Origin of the sequence: Parafrankia colletiae, assembly GCF_001854655.1 — a bacterium.
GTDB lineage: Bacteria > Actinomycetota > Actinomycetes > Frankiales > Frankiaceae > Parafrankia > Parafrankia colletiae.
This window is the reverse complement of the sequence record NZ_MBLM01000179.1, coordinates 1-24037: the sequence shown is the minus strand read 5'-3', so window position 1 is coordinate 24037 and position 24037 is coordinate 1. Positions and strand designations below refer to the sequence as shown.

General features: G+C 70.0%; 17 protein-coding genes. 5 read left to right on the top strand and 12 right to left on the bottom strand.

What is annotated here, in order from left to right; all coding sequences use genetic code 11:
• Positions 1–91 precede the first annotated feature (91 nt).
• The 3 genes from CC117_RS32765 to CC117_RS32755 all read right to left on the bottom strand — a co-directional run bounded on the left by CC117_RS32765 (position 92) and on the right by CC117_RS32755 (position 3800).
• A complete protein-coding gene (locus CC117_RS32765; protein ID WP_071092009.1) occupies positions 92–1474 on the bottom strand; it encodes a DUF2786 domain-containing protein in 1383 nt (460 codons plus the stop codon).
• 308 nt (positions 1475–1782) lie between these two features.
• Positions 1783–2439 (bottom strand): response regulator, encoded by a 657-nt coding sequence (locus CC117_RS32760; RefSeq protein WP_198542067.1) that lies wholly within the window; start codon positions 2437–2439, stop codon positions 1783–1785.
• Positions 2440–2513: 74 nt separating this feature from the next.
• A complete protein-coding gene (locus CC117_RS32755; protein ID WP_071092001.1) occupies positions 2514–3800 on the bottom strand; it encodes a sensor histidine kinase in 1287 nt (428 codons plus the stop codon).
• Positions 3801–3909: 109 nt separating this feature from the next.
• Between CC117_RS32755 and CC117_RS32750 the strand changes: the two genes are divergently transcribed.
• Entirely contained in the window at positions 3910–4869 is a 960-nt protein-coding gene (locus CC117_RS32750) for an ABC transporter ATP-binding protein (RefSeq protein WP_071091998.1), read from the top strand.
• Positions 4866–5621: an ABC transporter permease gene (locus CC117_RS32745; protein ID WP_071091996.1), complete on the top strand. Its 756-nt coding sequence runs from the start codon at positions 4866–4868 to the stop codon at positions 5619–5621. The genes CC117_RS32750 and CC117_RS32745 overlap by 4 nt, the downstream gene beginning before the upstream one ends.
• Positions 5622–5711: 90 nt before the next feature.
• Here CC117_RS32745 and CC117_RS32740 read toward each other — a convergent pair whose 3' ends face one another.
• The 4 genes from CC117_RS32740 to CC117_RS32725 form a co-directional block, all read right to left on the bottom strand.
• Positions 5712–6026: a transcriptional regulator gene (locus CC117_RS32740; RefSeq protein WP_071091993.1), complete on the bottom strand. Its 315-nt coding sequence runs from the start codon at positions 6024–6026 to the stop codon at positions 5712–5714.
• Positions 6023–6418, bottom strand: a complete 396-nt coding sequence (locus CC117_RS32735; protein ID WP_071091990.1) for a type II toxin-antitoxin system RelE/ParE family toxin — start codon at positions 6416–6418, stop codon at positions 6023–6025. The genes CC117_RS32740 and CC117_RS32735 overlap by 4 nt, the downstream gene beginning before the upstream one ends.
• A 64-nt stretch (positions 6419–6482) precedes the next feature.
• Positions 6483–13124 (bottom strand): toll/interleukin-1 receptor domain-containing protein, encoded by a 6642-nt coding sequence (locus CC117_RS32730; protein WP_241830621.1) that lies wholly within the window; start codon positions 13122–13124, stop codon positions 6483–6485.
• Between the two features lie 63 nt (positions 13125–13187).
• Entirely contained in the window at positions 13188–13511 is a 324-nt protein-coding gene (locus tag CC117_RS32725; RefSeq protein ID WP_084133129.1) for a hypothetical protein, read from the bottom strand.
• A 343-nt stretch (positions 13512–13854) separates the two neighbouring features.
• Here CC117_RS32725 and CC117_RS32720 point away from each other — a divergent pair, with 343 nt between their 5' ends.
• Positions 13855–15066, top strand: coding sequence for a hypothetical protein (locus CC117_RS32720; protein ID WP_071091982.1), 1212 nt, complete (start codon positions 13855–13857; stop codon positions 15064–15066).
• Here the strand turns inward: CC117_RS32720 and CC117_RS32715 are convergent.
• The 3 genes from CC117_RS32715 to CC117_RS32705 all read right to left on the bottom strand — a co-directional run bounded on the left by CC117_RS32715 (position 14987) and on the right by CC117_RS32705 (position 17962).
• The gene (locus tag CC117_RS32715; protein ID WP_071091979.1) at positions 14987–15559 is read right to left on the bottom strand and encodes a hypothetical protein; all 573 of its coding nucleotides are present in this window, start codon (positions 15557–15559) and stop codon (positions 14987–14989) included. The two genes, CC117_RS32720 and CC117_RS32715, sit on opposite strands and share 80 nt — an antisense overlap.
• 220 nt (positions 15560–15779) lie before the next feature.
• On the bottom strand, positions 15780–17246 hold the full coding sequence (locus tag CC117_RS32710) for a DHA2 family efflux MFS transporter permease subunit (protein WP_071091975.1): 1467 nt from the start codon (positions 17244–17246) through the stop codon (positions 15780–15782).
• A gap of 122 nt (positions 17247–17368) precedes the next feature.
• On the bottom strand, positions 17369–17962 hold the full coding sequence (locus tag CC117_RS32705) for a TetR/AcrR family transcriptional regulator (RefSeq protein WP_071091972.1): 594 nt from the start codon (positions 17960–17962) through the stop codon (positions 17369–17371).
• Positions 17963–18477: 515 nt separating this feature from the next.
• On the opposite strand from CC117_RS32705, the gene CC117_RS32700 reads away from it, so the two are divergent.
• Entirely contained in the window at positions 18478–19449 is a 972-nt protein-coding gene (locus CC117_RS32700) for a bile acid:sodium symporter family protein (RefSeq protein WP_084133127.1), read from the top strand.
• Here the strand turns inward: CC117_RS32700 and CC117_RS32695 are convergent.
• Positions 19404–22640: an ATP-binding protein gene (locus CC117_RS32695; RefSeq protein WP_071091969.1), complete on the bottom strand. Its 3237-nt coding sequence runs from the start codon at positions 22638–22640 to the stop codon at positions 19404–19406. The genes CC117_RS32700 and CC117_RS32695 overlap by 46 nt on opposite strands.
• 156 nt (positions 22641–22796) lie before the next feature.
• On the opposite strand from CC117_RS32695, the gene CC117_RS32690 reads away from it, so the two are divergent.
• On the top strand, positions 22797–23327 hold the full coding sequence (locus CC117_RS32690) for a pyridoxamine 5'-phosphate oxidase family protein (RefSeq protein WP_071091965.1): 531 nt from the start codon (positions 22797–22799) through the stop codon (positions 23325–23327).
• A gap of 148 nt (positions 23328–23475) precedes the next feature.
• Here the strand turns inward: CC117_RS32690 and CC117_RS32685 are convergent.
• Positions 23476–24037, bottom strand: a 562-nt coding sequence (locus CC117_RS32685; protein ID WP_131803181.1) for a transposase, incomplete at its 5' end; no start/stop codon positions are given.

The window sequence follows — 24037 nt, the reverse complement described above, 5'->3', positions numbered from 1 at the left end:
GCCCTCGGTTACACCGTCCGCTTCGACCCCCTCCCCGAGGCTGCCTGACCCCGGGACACGCTGCCACCTCACGTTATTTTTCGGGTCAGTACTAGCGACGGGCGGTCATCTCGTTTCGGACGTGCAGGGACGCAAGGTCGGCGGCCGTCCGGCCGAGGGCACGGCCTTCGCTGTCCGATGCGGTCACCGACTTCGCCACGACCTCCGGGAACATCTTCGTCGTCGTCTGCCGGACGGAGTCGTCCCGGGCGGCGAGCACCGGCAGCAGCCGGTCGTGGCCCGGTTCGGCGGCGGCCTGGGCGCCCACCTCCTCCGTCGCGGCCTTGAGACGCTCGCCGATGCGGGTCGCGAACGAGGTGAGGAACGACTGGCGGAACGCGCGGGTCCGGGACCGCCCATGACGGTCCTGGCGGGAACCAGCCTGCATCATCGCCGTGGTCGCCTGCACAAGCAGGGATGTGTAGAGCACCTCGACGGCGTCCAGGTCCGACGGGTAGCCGATCACCGTCGAGAAGCCGAGGCTCTTCGCCCACACCGCGCGGCAGCGGTTCACGTCGGCGATCACGTCCAGCAGGATTGCCTTCGCCACCTCGTAGGGGTTGTCGATGCCGAGCCGGCGGCCGCCCGGTTCGGCTGCCTTGCTGGTGCTGCGCGCCGCCAGCAGCGCCTCGTCGATGCTGTGCCGGGCCATGAGCTGCTGGGCCTTGGCGGTCAGCGCCTCGGCCTCCTCGGCGAAGGTGGTCGATTCGGCCTTCGCCAGCAGCCCGCGGACCTTGTCGAGCATGCCGGTGTCGCCACCGAGGCCACCGGCTTCGGCCCTGTTGGCAGCGTCTGCGCCGCGCCGCGTGCGCCCCCGCGTCGTGCCCGGGGCAGGGCACAGCATCTGAATCGCGGGCAGGCCGTGCAGCAGGTGGAGAAGCTCCACGACGTCGAAGAGCACCTCGACCCTCTCGAGGCCTTCGCGGGCGCCCCGGGCCGCCAGCCATTCGTCGTCGTCGTTCCACCAGGCAGTTGCGTCGAGGGCCTGTAGCTGCGCCTCCCACTGTTCGTCGACGGTGGCGGCGGCATAGCGGCGCATCTGCGCGGCGATCGCGTCGAGAGCCAGCCGTGCCACCCGTGGGCCCGCCTGCCGGCCGGCGAACCGGTGCACATCCGCCGGCTGCCAGCCGCCTCGCCAGCAGAGCTCGATGATCCGGTCGAGCCAGGCCAGCAGACAGCGGTTGACAATCTCGTGGCCGGCCGGCCCGCCCGACACCGCGGCCAGCGCAGCCACGTGGCGCGTGAGCGCGGACTCGTCACCGCCGCGACGGGCCTGCAGCGCGGCGGTGAGCTGGAGCTCGGCAGACGCCCAGCTGAGCTCCCGAGGGTCGGGTTCCTCGTCGAACCCGTTCGACGGACCGGCAGCCCACGAACGGTTGCGTTCGGCGCGCGCCTTCTGCTTGGCCCTCCGCTTCTCGCGGTTCCTGGTACTCATGATCACCTCGTCTGGTGCGGCCGACTCCCCGACGTCGATTGTGCGGCCCGCGGCAGACAGTCCGGACACCCGCCGGAGACGAGAACCGCACGAGGCCACCGGGTGGCCTCCCGGTTTCCGATGGCCCGCGACGGAGCCGCGCCAGCGAAACAGCTGCCTCAAGCGCTACATCACCCGCGAGATCTACCGCATCCGCACCGCCGCACCGCCACTCGCCACGACCACCACCCCAGCCACTTGACAGACATGGAAGCGTCAGAAGGCCGGGGGTTCGAGTCCCTCCGCTTGCCCCCCACCGGTGACAGTAACTAGGGTTTGCCGACCTCCACGAAGCCGGACTCATAGGCGATGATGACCGCCTGGGTACGGTCACGTGCGCCGAGCTTGGCCAGCACGCTGCTCACATGCGTCTTGACGGTCTGGGCGCCGAGGTATAGCCGGTTGGCGATCTCGATGTTGGACAGTCCCTCGCTGATCAGCCGGAGCACGTCGGCCTCCCGGTCGGTGAGGACGGCCCGTCGCATCGCCTCGCGGGCCTCCCGGTCCGGTCGCCTACCTGCCATGGACCGGATCGCTTCGGGAAACAGCAGGCTCTCGCTGCAGACGATCGCGCGGACGGCCTGGAGGATCTCCGCGGGCCGGGCACGTTTGAGCAGGAAACCGTTGGCCCCGCTGCGGAGCGCCTCGTAGACGTAGTCGTCCAACTCGAAGGTGGTGAGCACAAGGATCTTCGGCGGATCGGCGACGTCCGCGAGGATCTCCCGGACAGCCGCCAACCCGTCGACCCTCGGCATCCGGATATCCATGATCACAACGTCCGGGTCCTTCTCCCGGATCAGTGGCACGACCTGCGAGCCGTCAGAGGCCTCCCCGACAACGTCGATCTCGCCGCCTGACTCCAGGATCACACGCAGCCCCACACGCACCAGTTCTTCGTCGTCGACAAGGAGGACTGAAACCGGCACCGGGCCATCCTGGGCACGTTTCATGTTCTGGGTGTCGCGAACACAATCGCGGTCTTCCTTGCGGCCGTCCACTGTCACGACCGACCGTCCGCTGTGATGACGCCGTTCTCGTAGCTGGAACCGGCCAGGCCGCGACGCATGGCCTGAGGACCAGATCCCATGCCGAGGGGAAGCCAGGCTTCGACGATCCAGTGGTCGTCCCGGGGCTTCGCGCTGAACTCGCCACCGAGGAGCACGGCACGTTCCCTCGCTCCTCGCAGGCCTTTGCCGTCCTGCCGCGGTGGGCTGATGGATCCGGCGGGCAGCGGGTTGACGACGCGCATTTCCAGACAGGAGTCGTCCACGACGACATCGATGGTCATCGTGTTGCCGGGCGCATGCCGTAGCGCGTTGGTCACCGCCTCCTGCAGGATCCGGTAGGCCTCCCGCGACACGACCCCGGGGATGCCGTCGATCCGTGGACTGACGTCGGCGAGGATCGGGGTTCCCGCGGTCCGTGCGCCGTCCAGCAAGGTATCGAGCTCGGCCAGCGTGGGACGGGCCCGCGGTCCTACCGGGGCGTCGCGGAGGAGCCCCARGGTCCGTTCGAGATCGTCCATGGCGCGCCGACCGGTCTCCTCGATGACTGTCAGCGCACGGTGGACGAAAGCAGGATCGGTGCTCGCGAGCTGCTTCGCCGCGCCGGCCTGCAGGATGGTCAGGGTGAGGGCGTGGYCGATGGAGTCGTGCAGCTCCGCGGCGAGTCGGTTGCGCTCCAGGAGCTGCTCGGCCCGGTGCTCGACCTCCGTCAGCCGCTCGGCCGGAGACGGACCGAGGAGGGCCCGGGCCGCTCGCGCCTGAAGCTCGCCGGCCGCGACGATCGTCCCCATCAGGGCGAGAACCAGAGGCGGCGCCAGGAGCGGGCCCAGAAAAAGGTGATCGCTGTCCAGCACGCGAATCCCGGCGGCCTGCAGCGGTCCCTGTCGAAAAGGAGCGAAACCGAACTGGACGGCGAGGGTGAACCCGTTTGCTGTCAGCGCCAGGACGGCGACGCCGAGCCAGACACGGAAAACCAGCCAAAGCCCGGTCCGCCGCCGGTCGTACAGCGAACGCGAGGGCGCGAGGCTGATCTCGGTGCCATCTCGCGGTTTCAGGAGCCATCGCGCCTGGGCACCCTCCGCGTGCCGGGTCCCGGGCGCGATCGCGGCGAGCACCAGCAACGGCAACGGGGAGATCAGGCAGAAAAGCAGGGTACGTGGCAGGGATTCATCGAAACCGGGCACCACCATGACACAACTGCCGGCGAAGACCCCGCCCATGGCCAGGTGCAGCCAGCGCGTGTACACAGCGGGCCGGAGCAGGGCTGCGACAAAGATCGGCACTGCTCCATGATGCCTAACGCCATCCCCAGAACACCTCCCCCAAGGGAGGGAGCGAAGGTGAGACCACCGGGGGATCCGCTCGGAGCATGCCATGGCGCCTACTACGACCATGACAACCAAGGAGGAACGACCGCCCCGGGCGTGCGTCGAGGTTCGGGATCTCACCAAACGCTACGGACCGAACGTCGCTGTGGACCGGCTCAGCTTTCAGGTCGAACCGGGTCGGGTGACCGGTTTTCTCGGTCCCAACGGGGCGGGCAAGTCGACCACCATGCGGATGGTGCTCGGCCTCGACCGGCCGACGGGTGGCGAGGTGCTCATCAGCGGCCGGCCGTACGCGCAGATCCGGGAACCGTTGCGGCACGTCGGTGCGCTCCTTGATCCGTCCGCCGTGCATCCAGGCCGGCGGGCCCGTGACCAGCTACTGGCCCTGGCCAGGAGCAACAGGATCCCGGACGCACGGGTGGACGAGATGCTCGACCGGGTGGGCCTGACCGCCGCAGCCAGACGCCGGATCGGCGGATTCTCCCTGGGCATGCGCCAGCGGCTCGGGCTCGCGGCCGCGCTGCTCGGTGATCCTCGGGTGGTCATCCTGGACGAACCACTCAACGGCCTCGACCCCGAGGGCATCCAGTGGGTCAGGAGCCTGCTCAGGGAGCTCGCCGAGGATGGACGGGCGGTCCTGGTCTCCAGCCATCTCATGAACGAGATGGCGGTGACCGCCGACCATCTGATCATCATCGGCAGGGGCCGTCTGTTGGCCGACGTCAGCATGACCGAGTTCGGCGCCCGGTACGGCCGCGGCCGGGTACGGCTGCGCACGACCAGGCCCGAACAGCTGGGCAGGGCCCTGGCTGCCGTGGGGCTCGCCCTGACGCCGAGGGATGGCGGGACGTGGGAGGTACCTGGCGCCCAGCCGGACGAGATCGGCGCGGTTGCCGCCCGCGAGGGCGTGCCGCTTCAGGAACTCGCGCTGCACAGCGACTCCCTGGAGGAGGCGTTCCTGCGCATGACCACTCACTCCACCGAGTTCACCGCCGCCGCCGGACGGGAGGGCGCTCTGACATGACCTTGCAACCGGTGCTGTACTCGGAACTGACCAAGATTCGATCCCTCCGTTCCCTCGTCTGGTCGCTGGCACTGGCCGCCGTCATGCTCGTCGGCTTCGGTGCCTTCGCGTGCGGGGCCTACGGCGAGGCCCAAGCCGCCAACGACGAGGTCTTCCGACCGCTGGTGCTGGGTTTCTGGGGGCTGAACTTCGCCCAGGTCGCGCTGGCCGTCTTCGCGATGCTGTCCCTCGGGGGCGAATACGAGAAAGGCACAATCACCACCTCGCTCACCGCCGTTCCCCAGCGGACCCACTTCTACCTGGGCAAGCTCCTGGCAACTGCGGGCCTGTCACTGGCCATCGCCCTCCCGGCCGCACCACTGACCTTCTTCCTGACCCAGGGTCTGCTGGACGAGCACGGGGTATCCCTCGGCGATCCCGGAGCGGTGCGGGCCGTGATTTCGTTGATCCTTTACTTTCCGCTGCTGACCCTTCTGTGTATGGGCCTCGCCGTGATGACCCGTTCCCTGGCCGCGACGTTGGGTCTTTTCCTGCCGTTCCTGTTCCTGCTGTCCCCGTTGAGCATGGAGGTTCCCAGCCTGTGGAACGTCACCCAGTTCCTGCCCGACCGGGCCGGGCTGTACGCGGTCATGAACGTCCAGCCGGACCCCGACGTCTTCTACAACCCGTGGCTGGGCCCACTGATCATGGCTGTCTGGGCGGCGGCTGCGGTCCTCGGTGGCTGGCATGCGCTGCGCAGCCGTGACGCGTGACCATCGGAGCGGAGGACATGGCGCCGCCCGTGCTTCGAGCCGGCGGTCTTTGGATGGTCCCCAGGGCGGCGCACCGGAGACCCCTACAGATCATGCGATCTGCCGCAGATCGTTCCCGTAGTCGAAGATGATGCGCATGCGGGCACCCAGGGCTCTGGCGTACCGGCTCAGTGTCGCGACCTCGTTCGCGTCAAGATCGCCGTTCTCGATCTGGCTCACCCTGCCCGGGGAGACGCCCATCAGTTCGGCGACCTGGCGCTGGGTCAGACCCAGCCGCTTCCGTTCCTCGGCGAGGTGGAACGCGCTGGCCCATGCCTCGGTGCGCGCACGCTCGGCGGCGAGCGCCTCATCATCCCCGTCGTGCAGTTCGGCGCGGATGTCGTCCCAGTCGTGGAACTCGGTCATACTTCTTCCCGCCGTTTCCTCTCGAAGGCCAACCAGCCGTCGTACGCGACCTCTGCCATCGGGACTGYCGTCCTGTACCACTGTGACCAGTCGCCAGCCTTGTTTCCCGCGACCAGCAGCACGGCCTGCGACCAGGGATCGAAGGCGAAGATCACTCGGATCGAGATCTCCTGTCCAGATCGTGGTCGTAGTTCCTTGAGGTTGCTGACCGCCGATCCTCGCAGGGTGTCGACGAGCGGACGCCCGAGTCCTGGCCCGCCCTCTGCGAGCATGTCGATCGCCGCGTTGACCGACCGGTAGGTGCCCGGATCCGTCTGGCGCAGCGCGCGTAGCCAACCCCGTATCTCCGATGTGGCCTTGATCGTCCACCGGCGGGGAGGTATCGCTGACATGACTTAACTATAGCTCGAGCTAAACATCATGTCCGCGGTCCGAGTGGCCCACCCGGCGGCCTCTTCATCGGTCTTGATCGTCAGTGTCGGGGAAGGCCAGGGACGTGGCGCAGGGTACGTCGAAGCCGAGCTCGACCATGCGCGCGGCGATCCGCGACGGAGCCCAGCGGAAACGGAACGACGCGGCGAGCACCTCGGCCCGCGAGACCGGCCGCTCCGCGAAGGCACCGGACGTGTCGGTCAGCAGCTCTGCCAGCTGCCGGTCCACACCGTCGACGACGCTGTCGAGTGCGGGGTCGGCAGGCGTGGGCACGGCGCAGCCCAGGTCGGTGAGCCGGTTGACGACCCGTCGCGGTGACCATCGCAGACAGCCGGCCGCGCCGATGACGTGAGAAAGGGGCGCGGGGTGCCATCCCAGCCAGGGGCCCCGCCCATCCAGACGCAAGCTCAGCAGGATGGCGTCCTGCGCGGTCAGAGCGGTCGCCGCGATGTCGGGCAGGTCCGACGCACCCGGCACGGACAGGCCGAGCCCCGCGAAGGACTTCCGGACGCTCGCCAGGTCGCGCCGGGTGAACTGGGCCACGGCCAGGATCTGCGCCGGCGACAGCCGATCCGCTTCCGACGCGGACGTGTCCGCGCGGTGGAACGCGACGGTCGCATGGTCGCGGTCCGGTCGATCGAGTTCTCGCGGCTCGCCGAGTATCTCCAGACCCAGCCGTTCGTACCGCTCCTGGACCTCGCCCACGTCACAGGAAAGGACGCAGGCCGCGTGGTACACATGCGCCAGCGGTACCCGGTGATCCGTCAGCCGCGGCGGCTTCCCGTCCAGGAGACAGCTGAGCCGGACGACGTCGACGGAGTCCACGTCGTCCGGCAGGCGTTCCGGCAGGCCCGTGAGGGTGAATCCGAGATGCCGCAGCCGCGCGACGATGTCGCGCGGTGACCGTCCGGTGATCCCGGTGGCGGCCAGGACGTGACCGACGGGAATCTCGTCAGTCCCCAGCCACGGTGGCTCCCCATCCAGCGCCCAGCTGAGTAGGTCGACGTCGTCGAAACCAAGGTCGCCGGGAAAGCCCGCCCCGGAGTACAGCTCGAGACCTTCGCCGAGTCCGGCGATCCAGGCAGCCAGTTCCGCCGGGCTGTGGGTCTGGCCGCGGGCGGCGTCACGGTAGGCGGTGGCGAGGATGCTCGCACGACTGAGCCCCGCCCAGCCATGGTCGAGGGCCGGATCGGTGGTCACGTCGAGAAGATCGACGACGGTACGTTCCTCCGCCGCGGTCAGTTCGACGTCCGCCACCGTGCCGATGTCGAAACCCAGCTTCTGCGCCCGCTCGGCGAGAGCGTGCGGGGTCTCCCCGGTCTGTGCCGCGACGCGCAGAACGTGAGCCGTGGTGACGCACCCGTCCGGGAGAAAGGCCTCGTGGTCGTCGAAGTCCCGCGCCAGCAGCGCGATGTCGGACGGCCGGACGGGTGAGGCTGCCCACCCGTCAGGATCCGCGGTCGCCAGCCCGAGCTGGCGCAGACGGAGCGCGACCTCTGCGGGTTCCCGGCGCAGTCTGGCAGCTGCCGCCCGCACCTGGGCGGCAGCGACGAAGTTCCCGAGGCGGAAAAGGTTCGCCTTGCCGTCGAAGGACGAGCTGAGAACGACTCCGTCATCGTGGGTGATGTCCAGGTCGCCGATATCCGGTGTTGCGACCCCCGCCTCGGTCATGACTTCCAGGGTGGCGTCGACGGAAAGTCCTGCCGAGCCGGTTATGTAGATGAGGTGGCGGATCTCGCATCGGCCTGTGGTCGCCACATCGTCCAAGGTAAAGCCATCAAGCTCGGCGATCCGCCTTTTTTGGGAAGGTGACGGAACGAGTGTCGGTGCCACGGTGTAGCGGCTGGATTCAAGGGTCTCTGTCAGACTGGAGTAGGTATTCTTTGACGCGTTTGCCAGCAGGAGCAGGTGAGTGCGATCCACAGGCGCACCTGTCGTCCACAGGGGGTGGTCATAGTGGACGTTCGGGAAGTGATCGATGATGCTGGAACTGGCCGGCAGACGGAGCGTCCGCGCCAGCGGGAAGCCCAGTTCCCGGAGACGCTCGATCTCGTGGTCTCTGCTGCCGGCTGTGTCCGGTCGCAGGCTGCTCAGATAGCTGGTGGGAACCGGGAGAGTGCTGAGCGCGTGGTTCGTGTCCCGGCTGGCGATGAAGGCGTCTCGCTCGCCGGCACCGGAGGAGGCGGGTACGCCGACGCGCGGTGTCCGGTAGCCGAAGTGGCGCAGTCGGGCGCAGACCTCGGCGAAGGACGACTCGGTGTGCAGTACCGACCGGAAAACATGGGCCAGGCCCACCCGCCCTGCCGGCAGCCATGGATCTCTCCCGTCGAGCTCACTGCTCTGCAGGACCAGGTCCATCGGTGCCGCGTCCGCGGACCCGGCGGGAGGCGGCCACACCGGGAGGCCGAGCATTCGTAGTCGATCGGCGATCGTGCTCGGCTGCATCGACAGTCGGCTCGCCGCAGCCAGGACGTGACCAGGCTGGACAGCGTCATCTCGGCGGGACCACTCCCACAGCGGCGTCTCGCCGTCGAGTCCGGGGCTCACGAGGGCGCGGTCCAGATCCGTGATCTCGGTGGCCTCGAGGTTCTTGAGGCTGGGGATCTGGAAACCGAGGCGGCGCATCCGTCGTCCCGCTGTCTCCGGGAAACAGCGCAACCTGGAGGCAATGAATGCTACAAAGCCTCGGGAACGTCTGGGGGTCAGCTGATTCCTGCCCCAGTAGTTCAGGATCAGGAGGTCGCTTGGGGTCACTCGCCCGGATTCGTCACCGGAGTCCTGAACTTGTTGGGGAAAACCCGTCACGCGAGCCCAGTCGGCCATCCGTCCGAAGTGGGCCGTGTCGGGAATGGCATGACTGTGGAGAAAATTCGTTCCGGAGCGGGCCACGGGCCGATTAGCCGGTGCGGTGACCGGCCCGATACCCATGTCAATGGCTATCAGCCCTGTCCGCGCGGCTGGGATCCTGATGTCACCCATACCGGGCCAGGATTCGTCGTCCGTGGCCATCGCCGCGAGCACCGCGTCGGCGACCAGGGGAAAGGAGTAGGCGAAGGCGATGAGCCATTCGACGGTGACCTCGATCATGTCGGTCACCCGTAGCGCCGGTATCGCCGCTGAGAGCAGCGTGTCGACAGCCGGCTCGTCTGTCAGTTTCCGGACCTTGTTGCGGTCGACCGACAGCTCGGGTACCAGTGGGCCGGTCAGGTCGAGCACCACGCCGAGCACGGCCTCCCCAACCCACAGCCCGTCGGCGAGAATCGCACCGACTCCGTTACACCACCACGCCCCTTGGCCGGCACTGACAATCTGGGTCGTCAAGCGTCGTAGTTCATCCTCCAGCGGATAGATCTGCCCGACGGGTGCCGACGGGGCAAGCCGCCCGGCGGGCCAGTGTTCCAGGGCAGCGCCCTCGGCGGCGTGGGTGTCGAACTCGGCGACCCACAGGATCCGGCGCAGGACGTCCACGCAGGAGATCGGCGGGCGCTCCGGGTCCCGGCTCAGGTACAGCCGCACCGTCGTGCCGCTCTCCCGGCCCGGTCCCAGTGGCTCGATGCGGAAGAGGTTGCCGGGGCCGGCGATGGTGACGCGCAGCAACTCCCCGGGCCGGCCGTCGGGGCCGAGGCGGCATGTCTCGACCCGGATCTCGTCCGCGATCATGAAGTAGCTGAGGACGCCCACCCCGAACCTGCTGTTCGGGTGGAACTCGACCGGTGGTTCGCAGGCCGCCCAGCGGCCCATCTCCTCGACGACCTCGGGCAGGTCGACCGTCCGGGTGCCGGCCTCGGCGAAGACGTCGGAGATCTCCCGGTAGCCCATGCCGATGCCGTTGTCGCGGCACTCGATGTAGGGCGTCCCGTCCGGCTCGAAGCCCTGCCGGAAGTCGATCCGGCCGGTCCAGGCCGAGGGGCTGCCCGTGACCCGTTCCAGGTACTCGGTGCGGGCGCGGCGGTAGCGGCAGGCGTCCAGCGCGTTCTGGTAGAGCTCGCGTACGGCCAGGGCGCGGTTCTCGTAGAGCTGCTCGCCCATGAGCAGCTCCTGCACCCTGTCCTCGGCGAGGCGGAACTGGGCGCCGGCGGAGGTGTAGCCCGGGTGCCCGTCGACCTCGGCCGCGCGGACCCCGTCGGCGGTCGCATGGGTGGGCATGCCAGCGAGCGAGGGGATCTCGGCGGTGGCCCGGTGAGCCTCGGCGAGCAGCGAGTCGAGGCCTGCGGTGTGACGTTCCAACGCGACCTGGAGCGCCGGATGGCGGCACTGCACCGACAGCGCGCGGGTCGAGCGGCCTCGGCCCTGCCACTCGGCGCGCCGCAGGGCTGTGCGGATGTCGCCCAGATCGACCGGGTCCGCCACGCCGAGGTGTTCGACGAGGACGGCCGGGAGGGCCGCGAGCTCCAGCGCCATCCGCTGGCCGATGGCGAGCAGGTAGGCCACGAGCCGTTCCCGCAGTGGCATCTCCTCACTCGTCGCCGGTGCGACTGTCACCAGGTCACGCAGCGCCCGGACCCGTCCGGACTGGTTCAGGAAACTGGGCGTCGCCCGCAGCGCGGTGAGGATCTCCGCGGCCCGCTCGGTGCGGAACACCTCCGCGGCGAGGCTCTCCTGACCGCTCTCGGCGTCGAGACCGGTAAGCAGCTCCCGCAGAACCGCCTCCCAGCGGGCTGTCACGTTGGACTCGCACCATTTGTGGGCCAGCCACCAGGCGACGTACGCGGCGGACGTCTGGTCGCCGGCGAGCTGCGCCCGTTGGATGCGCCGGACGAGTCGGGGATGGGTGCGGGTGAACGCGTCGAACTCGGCGCGCTCTGTCCGCACGGTCAGAAGATCGACCGAGCCCGGGTGCGCGAACGTGGCGCGGGCGACGAGGATCGTCCACACCGCCTGGTGCAGGTAGGGCCCCGCGACGAGCAGTGCTGCCTCGGCCGCGGACAGCTCCTCCGAGTCGGGCGGCAGCTTGCCGACGAGGAACTCGACCCGGCGGGCCATCCGACGCGCAAGATCCGGGTCGTGCCAGGGATCGTCCGCCAGCACCGCGGCCGCCTCGTCGTACGCCCGGCCGAGGCGGCCGATCACGGTGGCCGTGGCGGCACGCAGGGCGGCGGTGACAGGGCCGGCGGCCGCCCGCTGCCAGGCCTGGTGGTGATCGGCGGCGGCCGTCCAGGCATGCGGAGGTGTTTCGGCGACGTCGCCGCCAGGCGACCGGGGGAAGGGCCGGAACCGGAACGGGTCGCAGGGCGGCAGCGGGCGCAGAAGACAGTGCGAGCCCTGTGGGTCCCTGCGCTCGACGTCGTCTCCGCAGCTGCCCTCGGCCGGGTGCCGTCCCGCGTGAATCCGCGGGTCGAGCCCGGGGGAGCGGCCGGGAACCTGGGTGGGAGGAGGGCGCGCGACGCCGGACATGGCGCGTTCCAGCGCGAGGTGCAGCTCCCCGAGAGTGCTGGGCAGCGGTCGGACGGACAGCACATCCACCAGTGCCCGGGTGAGCGACGGACGAGCGGTGGGAACACCGTGCTCGTCCACGGACCCGGTGTCGGCCGGCCCGCGGTAGACGTAGGCGACATCCACCCCGGGCGCGGAACTGATACGACCGGTGCCCCATCCCTCCTCCGTGACCAGACTGCGGACACCGTCGTCGAACGCGGTGCTCCCGTCGACAAGCACCAGCACACGCGCGGCGGCGGAGCGGGCGAGAGCCCTGGAGCAGTCGACGGGAACGCACAGGTCCCAGAAGGGCTGGTATCCCACGGCGGCGTCCGTGGGAACGAGGAAGTCCCCACCCTCGTCGGCACCTTTTCCAGCATGGTGGACGGCGTTTCCGGCGAGGAGGAGGAGCAGGGTCGCGCCGGGCGCGGCGCTGCTGAGGAACGTGTGGACGGCCGTCTTCACCGCACTCGTACCCGCCCGGGAGCGATCGTGGATCTCCGCGCGGTAGCCGGCGGCTTCCAGCCGCTCCGCCGCGGTGTCGAGCATGCCCGACAGCCAGGGCAGCGCGGGTAGCCGCTCGTCCTCGTACGAGGCGACGCCGACGAGAAGAGCCTGGAAGGCGGCGGGGTGGTCCGCTTCCGGGGTCACCCGGTCGTCGCCGGTTCCGGGGAAGGCCGGTGAGGCTGTGGCATTCGGGAACGCACCGGCTCCGGGAACGACGGYCAGGCCGGGGAAGAGAGGTTCGTGGGCCGGCTTGGCGCGGCCTGCGATCACCTCCCGGACCCGCGCCAGCAGCGCACCGCGGGCATGACGCTCCGCCATGCCGAACAGGTCGAACGAGACGACCTGGCCGAGCAGGCCGGGGCGGGCACAGTCCTCGATCCGGACCGGGATCAGCCGCCGGCGGGCACTGTCCGCATCCGCGGCGACCGCAGCCTGCCATTCCCGCGTGCCGTAGGCCGAGTCGAGGTAGGCGGCTGACAGCACGGCCAGGGTTCGGGTGGCGTCCCGGATGCCGTTCTGCATCGCCTGCGTCCAGTTGGTACCGGCGACCATGTCCCAGGCCTGGAGCAGGACTCGGAACCCGTCCGCTTCGAGCTGCCAGGCGATCCACTCCGCCCAGGGACGGTCCACCTGGGTGTAGGAGACGAAGAAGTCCCAGCGATCGGTGGAACCTGCGGTGTCGTGACCCCCGTCGAACACATGCGAAGTATGGCAGCCCGTCACCACAGGGAGCTTCACCGTCACAGATGTTCCTGCTGCTGACCCACGGTAATGGCTGCGCCGCCGACGACGAAAACCGCACGGAAGTCAGGTGGGCCTGTCGACGCCGAACTGCTCCGTGGCCAGGCGGCGGGATTCGTTCTCGTCGAGCCAGTGCAGGGTGAAGATCTCCCCGACGAAACGGAAGCGTCCCGCATCCCAGTCGTCGAGTTCCTCGGGAAGATCGTCAGGGGCGACGACGCTGTCCGTGAACGGAAGGCCTGAGCTCGGCAGGTACAGGTCCAGCGTCGCCGCGTGGCGGGGGTCGGACCAGCGGCGCCACCACAGGGCGCCGCCCGCCCGCTGCGACCAGAGCGTCGGACGGACGAGCAGCAGGCCGGCATCGTCCTCGCCGTCCCGAATCCGCGCCACGTGGTGGCTGTACCGTTCGAGCCTGCGGTCAGGAGCCGGAAGGGGAGTATACGGCGGGCGCCATGGCACCGGGCGACTCCTTCCTGTTCCGAACTCGGGGCGCGCGGCTTCGTGTACGCAGCGGACGCGCTGCGCCAATCCCGAAACATGCACGTGGACTAATTCTCGCCATGGTTAGAATAACGGGCGGTACACAGTTCACCACATCAGGCCTCCCTCGTGAGGTCACGACTGGCATCCCTGCGCCGTCCATCCGCATGATTCTGTGCGGGAAACGGCAGGTCGGCGGTATCGAGAACGATGTAAGGGCCGCCGATGGACCTGGTACCCCGCGAGGTGACGCATGAACGACAAGGCTCTGCTCCCGCCCGTTGTGGTGCCGCGGGCGGCTGCCACCCCGGCGGAGCGTCTGCTCTCCGAACGAATCCTCCTTCTCGCTGACGCCCATGGTCTGCGGGAGCCACCCGGTCTTGACCCATGCCACGGCGGGCTTGCGGTCTGCGGTGGCCGGACGGACCCGTTCACGAAGATCGAGAAACTGCGGGCCGGTGGCTACTCCGGGCCGCTCGTCGGAGACCCCGCCCTTTACACCACCCGCGTCGCGACCGCCGACGAACCCTTTGTGCACGCAGACGGCGGCCTCTTCGGGTCCGGGCTGGACCTGGCGCTGGACGGGCAGATCAGCCGCGGCGCGACGGTCGCGTTGACCCCGACCGGCTACCTGTTGGAGGGAGACAGYGCCGCACTGCGTGCGACAGTCGAGGCGGCCGAGAATCTTGCCCGGATCGACACGGTCGTCGTGATCCCGGCTGCCGTCGGCTGGCTCGCCGACCCGTATGTCGAGCTTCTCACCGAGGCGCTCGCGGCCATCCCTCATCCGGTGGCCCTGGCCCTGGGAGGGCAGTTAAACCCGCTCGACGGGGAGGAGCAGGCGACGGTGAACCTTCGTCGCCTGCTCGTTACCGTGCCGGGCGTCGCTCCCTGGCGCACCGACTTCGCCGCGTTCGACGGGGTGGCCCACGGCGCGCCGTTCGCCTCGATGGGCGCCACCGCCGGACTGCGCCACATCATCCCACCAGGCGAGAGAGCGCTGACCGTCAGAAAGGGCGGGGCGACGCCCCCGACCGTTCTTTTCCCCGAACTGCTGCGCTTCACCAGCGGCCACACGCTGGCGACCCGCTATGCCAACCACCCACCTCCGACGTGCGGTTGTGTGGTCTGCCGGGGCAGGCCACTCACCCGTTTYGAYGGCTACGACGGAGACATCCGCGCGGAGGCGAACGCGCACAACGCCGCCGCGTGGAACGAACTGCTACCCGCTCTGTTCCGCGAACCGGGCCTCGGGGAACGCCAGGCACTCTGGAAGAAGACCTGTGTCGCCGCCTACCAGGCCCACGAGGTCGAGAACGTCCGACTCCGGCAGATGAACGCCTTCAAGCCACCACGGGACGTCGTACGGTTCGCGACCCTGCCGGTCACGCACGCTCCGACGACGCTGCCCGCCCAGGGGCAATCGGGCATTCGGCCAGGTGCGCCCGGTACACCTCCTCGGTGAACCACCAGGTCCGGGCCGAGACCCGAGCGGCCCGACAGGGCTCCGGCGCGACCAGCATCTCGACGGGCGAACCCTCGCCCGCGAGGAACAGGCCGACGCCGTAGAAATCCGCCTCCACGCAGGCTGCCAGCAGGTCACGCGGCGCCCGATCCAGGACGATCGCGCGGGCGCAGAACGGCGCGAACCGACCCGCCTGTTCCAGTCCGCGCCGCCATCCACGAGTGGAGATCACGGCCACCTCGACCTTCACCAGCGGACGGGCAAGCCTGATCACTGACCGATCGTCGACACGAAGGCAGCCCGGCGGGGCCTTGGCGACGGCACGCCGTTCCCGTCCGCCGAGGCCCATGCGGTCGATCGGTCGGCCCGGGGGGAGGCCCAGCAGCAGGTCCAGCACGCCGACATCCACGACCGCGCCCAGACCGGCCCTTCGGCGCCGGCTGTGCTCGTACCGGTCGAGGTCGAAACACAGCAGGGCCTCGGTCCCCAGCACGGCCGACTGACACGACCAGCCCGCGGCCGGCGCCAGCCGATCAGCGACTGCGGCCAACCTGGATCGCCGCGCGGTCGGCGACGCCACGGGGCTGGACACGGCGTCAACTCTGCCGCACCCACACCCCGTACGGCCAGCCCGCCGACCTCGGGCGGTGTGCTGGCGTTCGACGAAGTGGATCTCCAGCCTGCGGGGCGTGTTGCGTGGTCCGGTCGAGCTGTCAGGATTTCGCGGGCTCGTAGTCGAGGCGCAGGGTTGGTCCGCCAACGGCCTCGGTGCCAATGGCCTCGGTGCCGGCGGCGGTGGACGTCCGGTGGCGGGGGACGAGCAGCGAGCCGAGCGTCCCGGCGCCGGTCGCGGCCGCGCCGACGAGCAGGGCGACGCGGATGCCGTCGGTGAAATCGGCGGCGGTGGCGTAGCCGCCGGCTGTGGCGAACACCGAGGCCAGGACCGCGATGCCGAAGACCCCGCCGACCTCGCGGACGGCGTTGTTGACGCCGGAGGCCAGACCCTCGTGCTCGGTCGCGACCGACCCCATGACCACGTTGGCGACCGGGACGAAGAACAGGGCCATGCCGATGCCGGAGACGACGAAGGCGGGCACGAGGGTCAGGAACGAGGTGTCGGGGGCCAGGTCGGCGCGGAGCCAGAGCAGTCCGCCGGTCATCAGGGCCAGGCCGGTGACCATCAGCGGGCGTCCGCCGATCCGGTCGGACAGCGGGCCGGCGATCGGTGCGATGAGCAGCGGCATCACCGTCCAGGGCAGGGTGCGCAGTCCGGCGTCCAGCGGCGAGTAGCCCATGACGTTCTGCAGGTACTGGGAGATCAGGAAGATCGAGCCGAACATGCCGAAGGAGAAGAGGGCCGCGACCGCGTTGACCGCGGCGAACCCGCGCCGGCGGAACAGGCTCATCGGCAGCATCGGCGCGCCACCACGCCGCTCGGACCGCAGCTCCCAGCCGACGAACGCGACGAGTCCGACCGCGCCGGCGATCAGCGTGCTGAGCACTGCGGGGCTCGTCCAGCCATGCTCCTGGCCTCGGACCACGCCGAGGACGATCCCGAACAGTCCCAGGCTGACCAGGGCGGTGCCGGTGACGTCCAGCCGGCTGGACGCCTCACGGCTCTCGGTGAGGCGGGTGAAGGCCAGAGGAATCGCGACCAGGCCGAGTGGGACGTTCAGCCAGAAGATCCACTGCCAGGCGGCGCCCTGGGTGATGGCCCCGCCGACCAGCGGCCCGAGCGCGATGGCAAGACCGGAGACGGCGCCCCAGATGCCCAGGGCGGCGCCGCGGCGTTCGGCCGGGACCGCGGCCGACAGCAGGGTCATCGACAGCGGCAGCACGATTGCCCCGCCCACGCCCTGCACGGCCCGGGCCGCGATGAGTGTGCCGACGCTCGGTGCCAGCGCGGCAGCGGCGCTGGCCACGGTGAAGATCGCCAGACCGGCGGCGAAGACGCGGCGGCGGCCGAGCCGGTCGCCCAGCGCCGCGGCGGGCAGCAGCAGGACCGCGAACGCCAGGGTGTAGGCGTTCACCGTCCATTCCAGCTCGGCCAGGCTGGCGTCGAGGCTCTCCCGGATCGACGGCAGGGCCATCGTGACCACCAGGTTGTCCAGGGAGGTCATGAAGGCGGCGATACAGGTGATCACGAAGGTCCAGGTGAGGCGGTTCCGGTCGGTGGTCATCGGCTTCCCTCCAAGGTAGTGACTGACCACTTCCTTCGGTGGTCAAAAAAGGCCACCGAAGGCCTGGTGCTGCTCAGTCGATGTCGATCGCGCCGGTGGTGGCGTCGGCCGTGTCGTCGGTGTCAGTGCTGGGTGCGCTCACCGGTGGCGTCGTCGGTGTCGGCGCTGGCCGGGCCCATGAAGCCCCTGGCCAGAGCCTCCTTGCTCGTCTCGATGCCCGCGCCGTCGGAGCAGATGATCTGGGCCCAGCGTTCGTCGAGGGCGGGCAGGTCCATCGCCGCGGAGACGTTGCAGAGCATTCCCATGGCGAAGAAGGCGCGCAACACGTCGACGTCCAGACCGGTGAGACGCTCGACCGCGTACCAGAGGTCGCGGAACCCCCGCCGCGTCGCGACCCGGATGTCCGGATCACCGCAGGAGGCGTAGGCCTGCATCTGCATCAGCAGGTAGCTCGGTTCGGCCAGCAGGTCGTTGTAGGCCGTGGCCATGGCGGTCAGGGCCTCCTGGCCGGACCGCTCGCCCGCCGCAGCCTCGAAGGTCGCGACGGTGCGGGCGAACGTCTCCTTGACGGCTGCCAGGAACAGGCCCTTCTTCGAGCCGAACAGCCGGAACAGGTAGGGCTGGGAGATTCCGGCCGCGGTGGCGATCGCCTCGGTCGAGGTGCCCTCCAGCCCGCCCCGGGCGAACTCCGACACGGCTGCCGCGAGCACCGACACGCGCCGTTCCTCCGCCGTCTGCCTCGCCCCGGTCGTAGCCACACGTCGAAGTTAGTGGCCAGTCACTACCGCGTCAAGCGGATCATGCGTGGCAGTCGAGATCCATCTCCTGGCCTCCTCCGGTCCCGACGCCCGTCGCCCGAGGCCCGGCGCGCCGCTTGAGGCCGATGGCGCGGGCCGTGTGTCGTCGCCGGCCAGCTCGCGGACCCCGGTGACGTTGTGGACCCGGATCCGGGGATGCACGCGGATCCGCTGGGTTCATTGGCCGCAGATTCGGATCAACGCCTCTGACGGCCAGTGAACTGTTTGTGGATTCGACGCCGACGTGCACTCCCGCGCGTTCAGTGTTCGTCAAGTGCCCGCGCTCTATCCTGACCCTCGATCGCGGCCGAGAAGGCCGAGAAGGCCGAGAAGGAAGACGCGCGGGAGTCTAAGGTGTCGAAGGACGATGTGGTTTTCGTACCGGTCGGTGGTCCGCTCGGCGGCCCGGCCGCAGCAGGCCCGACGACGTCGCCCTGGATTCCGCGTTGATCCTGTCCAGTCTGCCTTTCGCTCTCGGCATCGTCATGTTCGGCCTGGGCCTCGGTCTGACCCTGGACGACTTCCGGCGGGTGGGCCGGCATCCGAAGGCGGTCGGGGTCGCGCTGCTCTGCCAGCTCGTGGTGCTGCCGGCGATCTGTTTCGGCCTGGTGATCGCCTTCCGGCTCCCGCCGGAGCTGGCGGTCGGGCTGATGCTGGTCGCGGCGTCACCGGGTGGCCCGACAGCCAACCTGTTCAGCCACCTGTTCGGCGGGAACGTCGCGCTGAACATCACGCTCACCGCAACCAACTCGGTGCTGGTGGTGGTCACCCTGCCGATCGTGGTGAACCTCTCGGCAGGGCATTTTCTGGCGGACGGGGCCGCGGTCGGGCTGCAGGTCGACAAGATTCTTCAGGTCTTCTCGATGGTGCTCGTGCCGGTCGTGGTCGGAATGCTGGTGCGCGGGCGGGCGCCGGAGGTGGCGCGACGRCTCAACCGCCCCGTCCAGATGCTGTCAGTGGTGGTCCTCGTCGGAGTCATCTCCGCCGTGTTGTTCGGGCAGTGGGAGAACCTCGCCGACTACTTCCTGTCGGTCGGGCTGGCCGCGTTGGCCTTCAACCTCGTGAGCCTGCTGGTCGGCTACGGTGTGCCGCGTCTGGTCGACGTCGATCATCCCGCGGCCGTCGCGGCCGGGTTCGAGATCGGCATCCACAACACCGCACTCGCCATCACGGTCGCGCTGAGCCCAGCGTTGTTGGACAGCGCCGAGATGGCCATCCCGGGCGTGGTGTACGGCATCGTCATGTTCTTCACGGCGGCCGGGTTCGGCTGGCTGGTCACTCGTCGATCCCGGCTGAGCCCGACCGCGCTCGGCGTTCCTGGTGTCGAGTGGTGCGATGTTCCTGGTGTCGGGCAGTGCGATCAGAGCCCGGCGAGGAACCTCTCGATGCGGCGGGCAAAGAGGTAGGACTCGCGTTCGGTGGACCGCACGCGGGCCTTCTCGGCGGCGGCCACTACGACGGTGGTGGGTTCGCCGCGGGCGTGGAGCAGGCGCGCTCGCAGCAGCAGGACAAGTCCTTCGGCGTAGCGCTGGCCGTAGGCCTCGAGGTCGTGGTCCGCTCGGTCGAGGGCGATACCCGCCTCGTCCGGCATGCCGGCGGCCAACCACATCTCGGCGATCAGCGCGTGGCCATAGGCGACTCCCCACCGCGGCGGGTCGACCAGCGTCCCGGTCAGGAGCTGTTCGGCCTCCGCCGCGATACCGCCCGGGTCATCGCCGGTGAGGGCACGCGCCCAGTACCAGTTCAGCCGCACGTAGTGCTCCTGCTGGACGGCGGCGCGGCCCGTGYCCACGGCCATCCACCGCTCGATCGTGCGCATCACCCAGCCCGCGTCACCGGCCATCGACGCGATGATGGTGACGTAGTACGCCCAGGTCGCGACGGCGTACGGGTCCTCCGGGCCGTTCCACTGGTCGATCATGGTCGCTGCGGTCTCGACGTCACCGTGGAGTGCGGTGACGACGGCCAGCCAGCCGGGCCACTCACCCGAGACGTCACGCCGGATCGGGGTCTCGCTGTGCGACGAGACCACCCCGTCGAGAAGGGCGGGGTCGTTCCCACTGAAGCACCGGTAGGCCTCGCCGATGTTGCCGCTGTCCCACTGATGCAGGCCCCAGGCCTGCCGGCCGTACACCTGGACGACCGGATCGGAGGACGCCTCCCCCTGCTCGGAGAGCCGGCGGACCAGACGTTCACGGTCCCACTCCAGGAAGGTGTAGGCCCCGAAGAGACGAGCGAAGAGGAGGCCGGCGGCCTCGACCTCGCGGCCGAGCTGGCGGGCCAGGTGTTCCGCGCGCTCCAGCAGATCGAAGGTCGTTCCGCCGAACCCGGCCTGGCGGCGCGGGGCGATGGCGAGCAGCGAGAGGGCGGAGAGCTCGAGTTCCGGGAGCCCGGCTGCTCGCGCGATCTGGGCGGCTGATTCGAGATGCCGATCGGCGGCCGTGAACGCGAGCTTGGTCGCGGCGCGGCGGCCGGCGCGCTTCAGCGCCTCCACGGTACGGACCGGGTCGGCGAGGGGACCGGCGGCCCGCAGGTGGTACGCGAGGCGCTCGGTGATCGACTCGTCGTCGGCGAGGCCTTCCTCGAGCGCGTCCGCGATGCGCAGATGCAGCCGGATGGCCTGCTGATGTGCGGCTGTCTCGATGACCGACTCGCGCACGATGTCGTGCGCGAAGCGCCACGAGAGCGGGTCGTCCGGTGCCGATTCGAGCAGGCCGAGCGCGCGTAGCGGTTCGAGGCGTTCGAGGCAGTCCGTCCTGTCGACGCCGGCGGCACGGGCGAGCAGGTCGAGGTCGAGGTCACGGCCGATGAGCGCGGCGACCCGGAGCAGGTCGCGTCCGCCGTCGTCGAGGCCTGCCATCCGGTCGCGGACGACGTCCCGCACGGTGGCCGGCACCCCGGTGCGGGCCGATGCCTCCCCGCCGTCGTCGCCGCCGTGGCTGTCGCTGAGCGCGCCGCGGTCGCTGAGGAGCCGCGACAGTTCACGGACGAAGAAGGGATTGCCGGCAGTGCGCACATGGATGTTGCGGGTGACATCCGCGCCAGGTTCGTGGCCGGTCTCACGACGGATGAGTTCGGCGACCTCGGTCAGGCCGAGCGGGCCGAGTCGGATCCTGCGGTGGCTGGTCAGCCGGCTGGCGGCGGCGAGTACCCGCGAAAGGTCGGAGCCGGGTCCGGGCGCGCGGTCGCGGAGGGCGCCGATGATCGCGGTGCCGGGGGGCAGTCGGCCCGCGAGGTGGCCGAACAGCTGGAGCGAGGCCGCATCGGCCCATTGAAGATCGTCCAGGACGAGCAGCATCGGCCGTTTCGCGGCAGCCTCGCCCACGACGGCGACGACCTGCTCGAACAGACGGAACTGTGCGCGGGCGCCGGAAGCCGGCGGCGCGGCGTCATCGTGTCGGGATGCGAGGAGACCACCGAGTTCGCTGGCCAGCCACTTCTCGCGCGCCGGCGCGGGCAGTCCGTCGAGAACAGCCCAGAGCGCCTGCTCCCACGGCCACATCGATGGTGTTCCGTCGCCTTCCAGGCAGGAAGCCCAGACGACGTGCGCTCCACGCTGGTCCGCGGCGGCGGCGGCCTGCTCCAGCAGGCGGGTTTTGCCCACCCCCGGTTCGCCCTCGACGATGCCGAGCCCGGTGCGGCCGGCGAGGGCCGCCTCAATGGCCTGCCGCAGCACGCCGAGCTCGTCGCGCCGGCCGACCAGCCCGGCTGCCTGCCTTGCCGGTGCGCGTGCGCCCGCGCCCGCGCTCGCGTTCGTCGTGACTGCGCTCGCGGCCGGCCTCGGGGTCTGCGTCAGCACTCGCTGGTGCGCGGCCCGCAGCGCCGGGCCGGGGTCGATGCCGAGCTCCTCGGCGAGGCGGTCGCGGACCGCCTGAAACGTCGACAGCGCCTCCGCCTGCCGTCCTGCGGCGCCGAGGGCGGTGATGAGGCTGGCCTGCACGGGTTCGTGGAACGGTGCCATCGACGCGGCCAGCTGCAACGGCGGGATCACCCGCGCCGGCTGGTGTGACGCCACGGCCAGGTCGGCCGCTGCCGCGCAGGCGGCATGGAACTCGTCGTCGAGGGCGGCCAGGACGGGTGGCGTGGTCGATCCGTGGAAGACTCCGTCCCCCGCGGGGCCCTGCCAGAGGCCGAGCGCTACGACGTAGTGGTCGAGCGCCACGTCGCGAGCATGCTCGGTGAGAGCGGCCTGGGCGGCCTTGAGGAGGTCGCGGAACGTGACGAGGTCCAGGGCGCGTAGGCCGGCGTCGAACACGTACCCGTTGCCGCGGCGGTGCAGGTAGGTACCAGGTTCCCGGGCGGGCAGCGCGGGTTCGAGCACCCGCCGCAGGGCTCCGACGTACTTGTGAATGATGTTGAGTGCACTGGCCGGGACGTCGTCGGCCCAGATCAGGTCGATGAGCTCTCTCGTGCTCACCGGGCGGCCCACGCGCGCCAGGAACAGCGCCAGCATCTGCGCCTGCTGACGGGGGCCGGCATCCAGCTCGGCGCCGTCACGCCACAGCCGCAGCGGGCCGAGGATCTGCAGGCGCAGCGAACCGGCGCCGGCTGGTTGATCCGCGCTGTCAGGCCGAACTGGAGAGGCTCGCCCAGCCACGTCTGTCGACTCCCGGATGGACAGGACGGCTTTGTCCGCTTGCGACCGCTGTGGGAGGCGGCGCGCAAATACTAGCCGAGCTGGCTCGGGCCCGTGGTACGGAGGTGGAGATCCGGCTGGCGATGAGTTCCGGGCCCGGGCGCGGTCTGTACAGGCATGGACGTCACGAATCTCGCCGACCTCYATGACCTGCCGCTGCTGGACTGGGCTGCCGTCCAGGCGCGTCTGGACGCCGGGTTCACCCAGGCGCCGGGCACCGGCGGGCCCAACCGGCACACCTGCTGGCTGACGACGATCAACGCGGACGGGTCCCCGCATGTCACCGGCGTCGGAGCGCTGTACATCGACGGTGTTTTCTGGTTCGAGACGGGGGAGCGCACCCGCAAGGCGCGCAACATCGCCCGCGATCCGCGGTGCGCGCTGAGCCTGGCCACGGAGGAGTTCGATCTGGTGGTGGAGGGCCGGGCGAGCCAGGTGACCGACCCGCCGACCGTGGCGGCGATGGCCGCCCACTGGAGCGCGGACGGCTGGCCGGCGCGGGTGGACGAGTCCGGTCGGGCGCTGACCGCGGAGTTCAGTGCCCCGTCCGCGGGGCCGCCGCCCTGGCACGTCTACCGGATCATCTCGTCCGCCGCCACGGCGCTGCAGACTGTCGAGCCCGGCGGGGCGAGCCGTTGGCGCTTCTGACGGTGCCTGCCGGGTACCACCGGACCTGTCCGGGGGTGGGAGGCCAGTCCGCGGTGCCTCCCACCCCCGGTCTCCACCTGCGGATCGTCCAGCGGCGATCAGACCTGCCGGGCGGGCCGCCGGGTCAGACATCCCATGTTCTTTGATGTCAAGCGGCGATCTGTTCAGTGACGTGCTGTGGCCAGGCGGTTGCTTCGTTGTAGGGGGTGTGGGTCTTGAGGCAGCCGTGGAGGATGCCGACGAGCCGGTTGGCGAGCTGGCGGAGCGCGGCGTGGTGGCCGGTGCCGCGGGCGCGGACCTGGTCGTAGTAGGCGCGGGCGCCGGGTGAGGCGTTCAGGGCGCAGAAGGCCTGCTGGTGCAGGGCGTCGGCGAGGCGGCGGTTGCGGGCGTAGCGGGCTAGGGCGACCTTCTTCTTGCCGGAGGCGCGGGTGATCGGGCTGGTCCCGGCGTAGTTTTTCCGGGACTTCGCGTCGGCGTAGCGGTCGGGGTCGTCTCCGAACTCGGCGAGCACCCGGGCGGCGAGGACAGGTCCCAGGCCGGGCTGGGACAGCAGGATCTCAGCGTCCGGGTGCTGGCCAAAATGGGCATCGACCTGCTCACCGAGACGGGCGATCTCGGCGTTGAGCGTGCTGATCAGTCCGACCTGGGCGCGCACGACCGCGCCGTAGGCGGCGGCGGTGGCCGGACGGACCGGCAGCTGGACCTCCTGG

What these genes read in the sequence shown, in the direction of transcription:
- CC117_RS32765 (WP_071092009.1), bottom strand. Translation starts at nt 1,474, where the DNA reads ATGAGTACCAGGAACCGCGAGAAGCGGAGGGCCAAGCAGAAGGCGCGC.
- CC117_RS32750 (WP_071091998.1), top strand. Translation starts at nt 3,910, where the DNA reads ATGACAACCAAGGAGGAACGACCGCCCCGGGCGTGCGTCGAGGTTCGG.
- CC117_RS32745 (WP_071091996.1), top strand. Translation starts at nt 4,866, where the DNA reads ATGACCTTGCAACCGGTGCTGTACTCGGAACTGACCAAGATTCGATCC.
- CC117_RS32740 (WP_071091993.1), bottom strand. Translation starts at nt 6,026, where the DNA reads ATGACCGAGTTCCACGACTGGGACGACATCCGCGCCGAACTGCACGAC.
- CC117_RS32710 (WP_071091975.1), bottom strand. Translation starts at nt 17,246, where the DNA reads ATGACCACCGACCGGAACCGCCTCACCTGGACCTTCGTGATCACCTGT.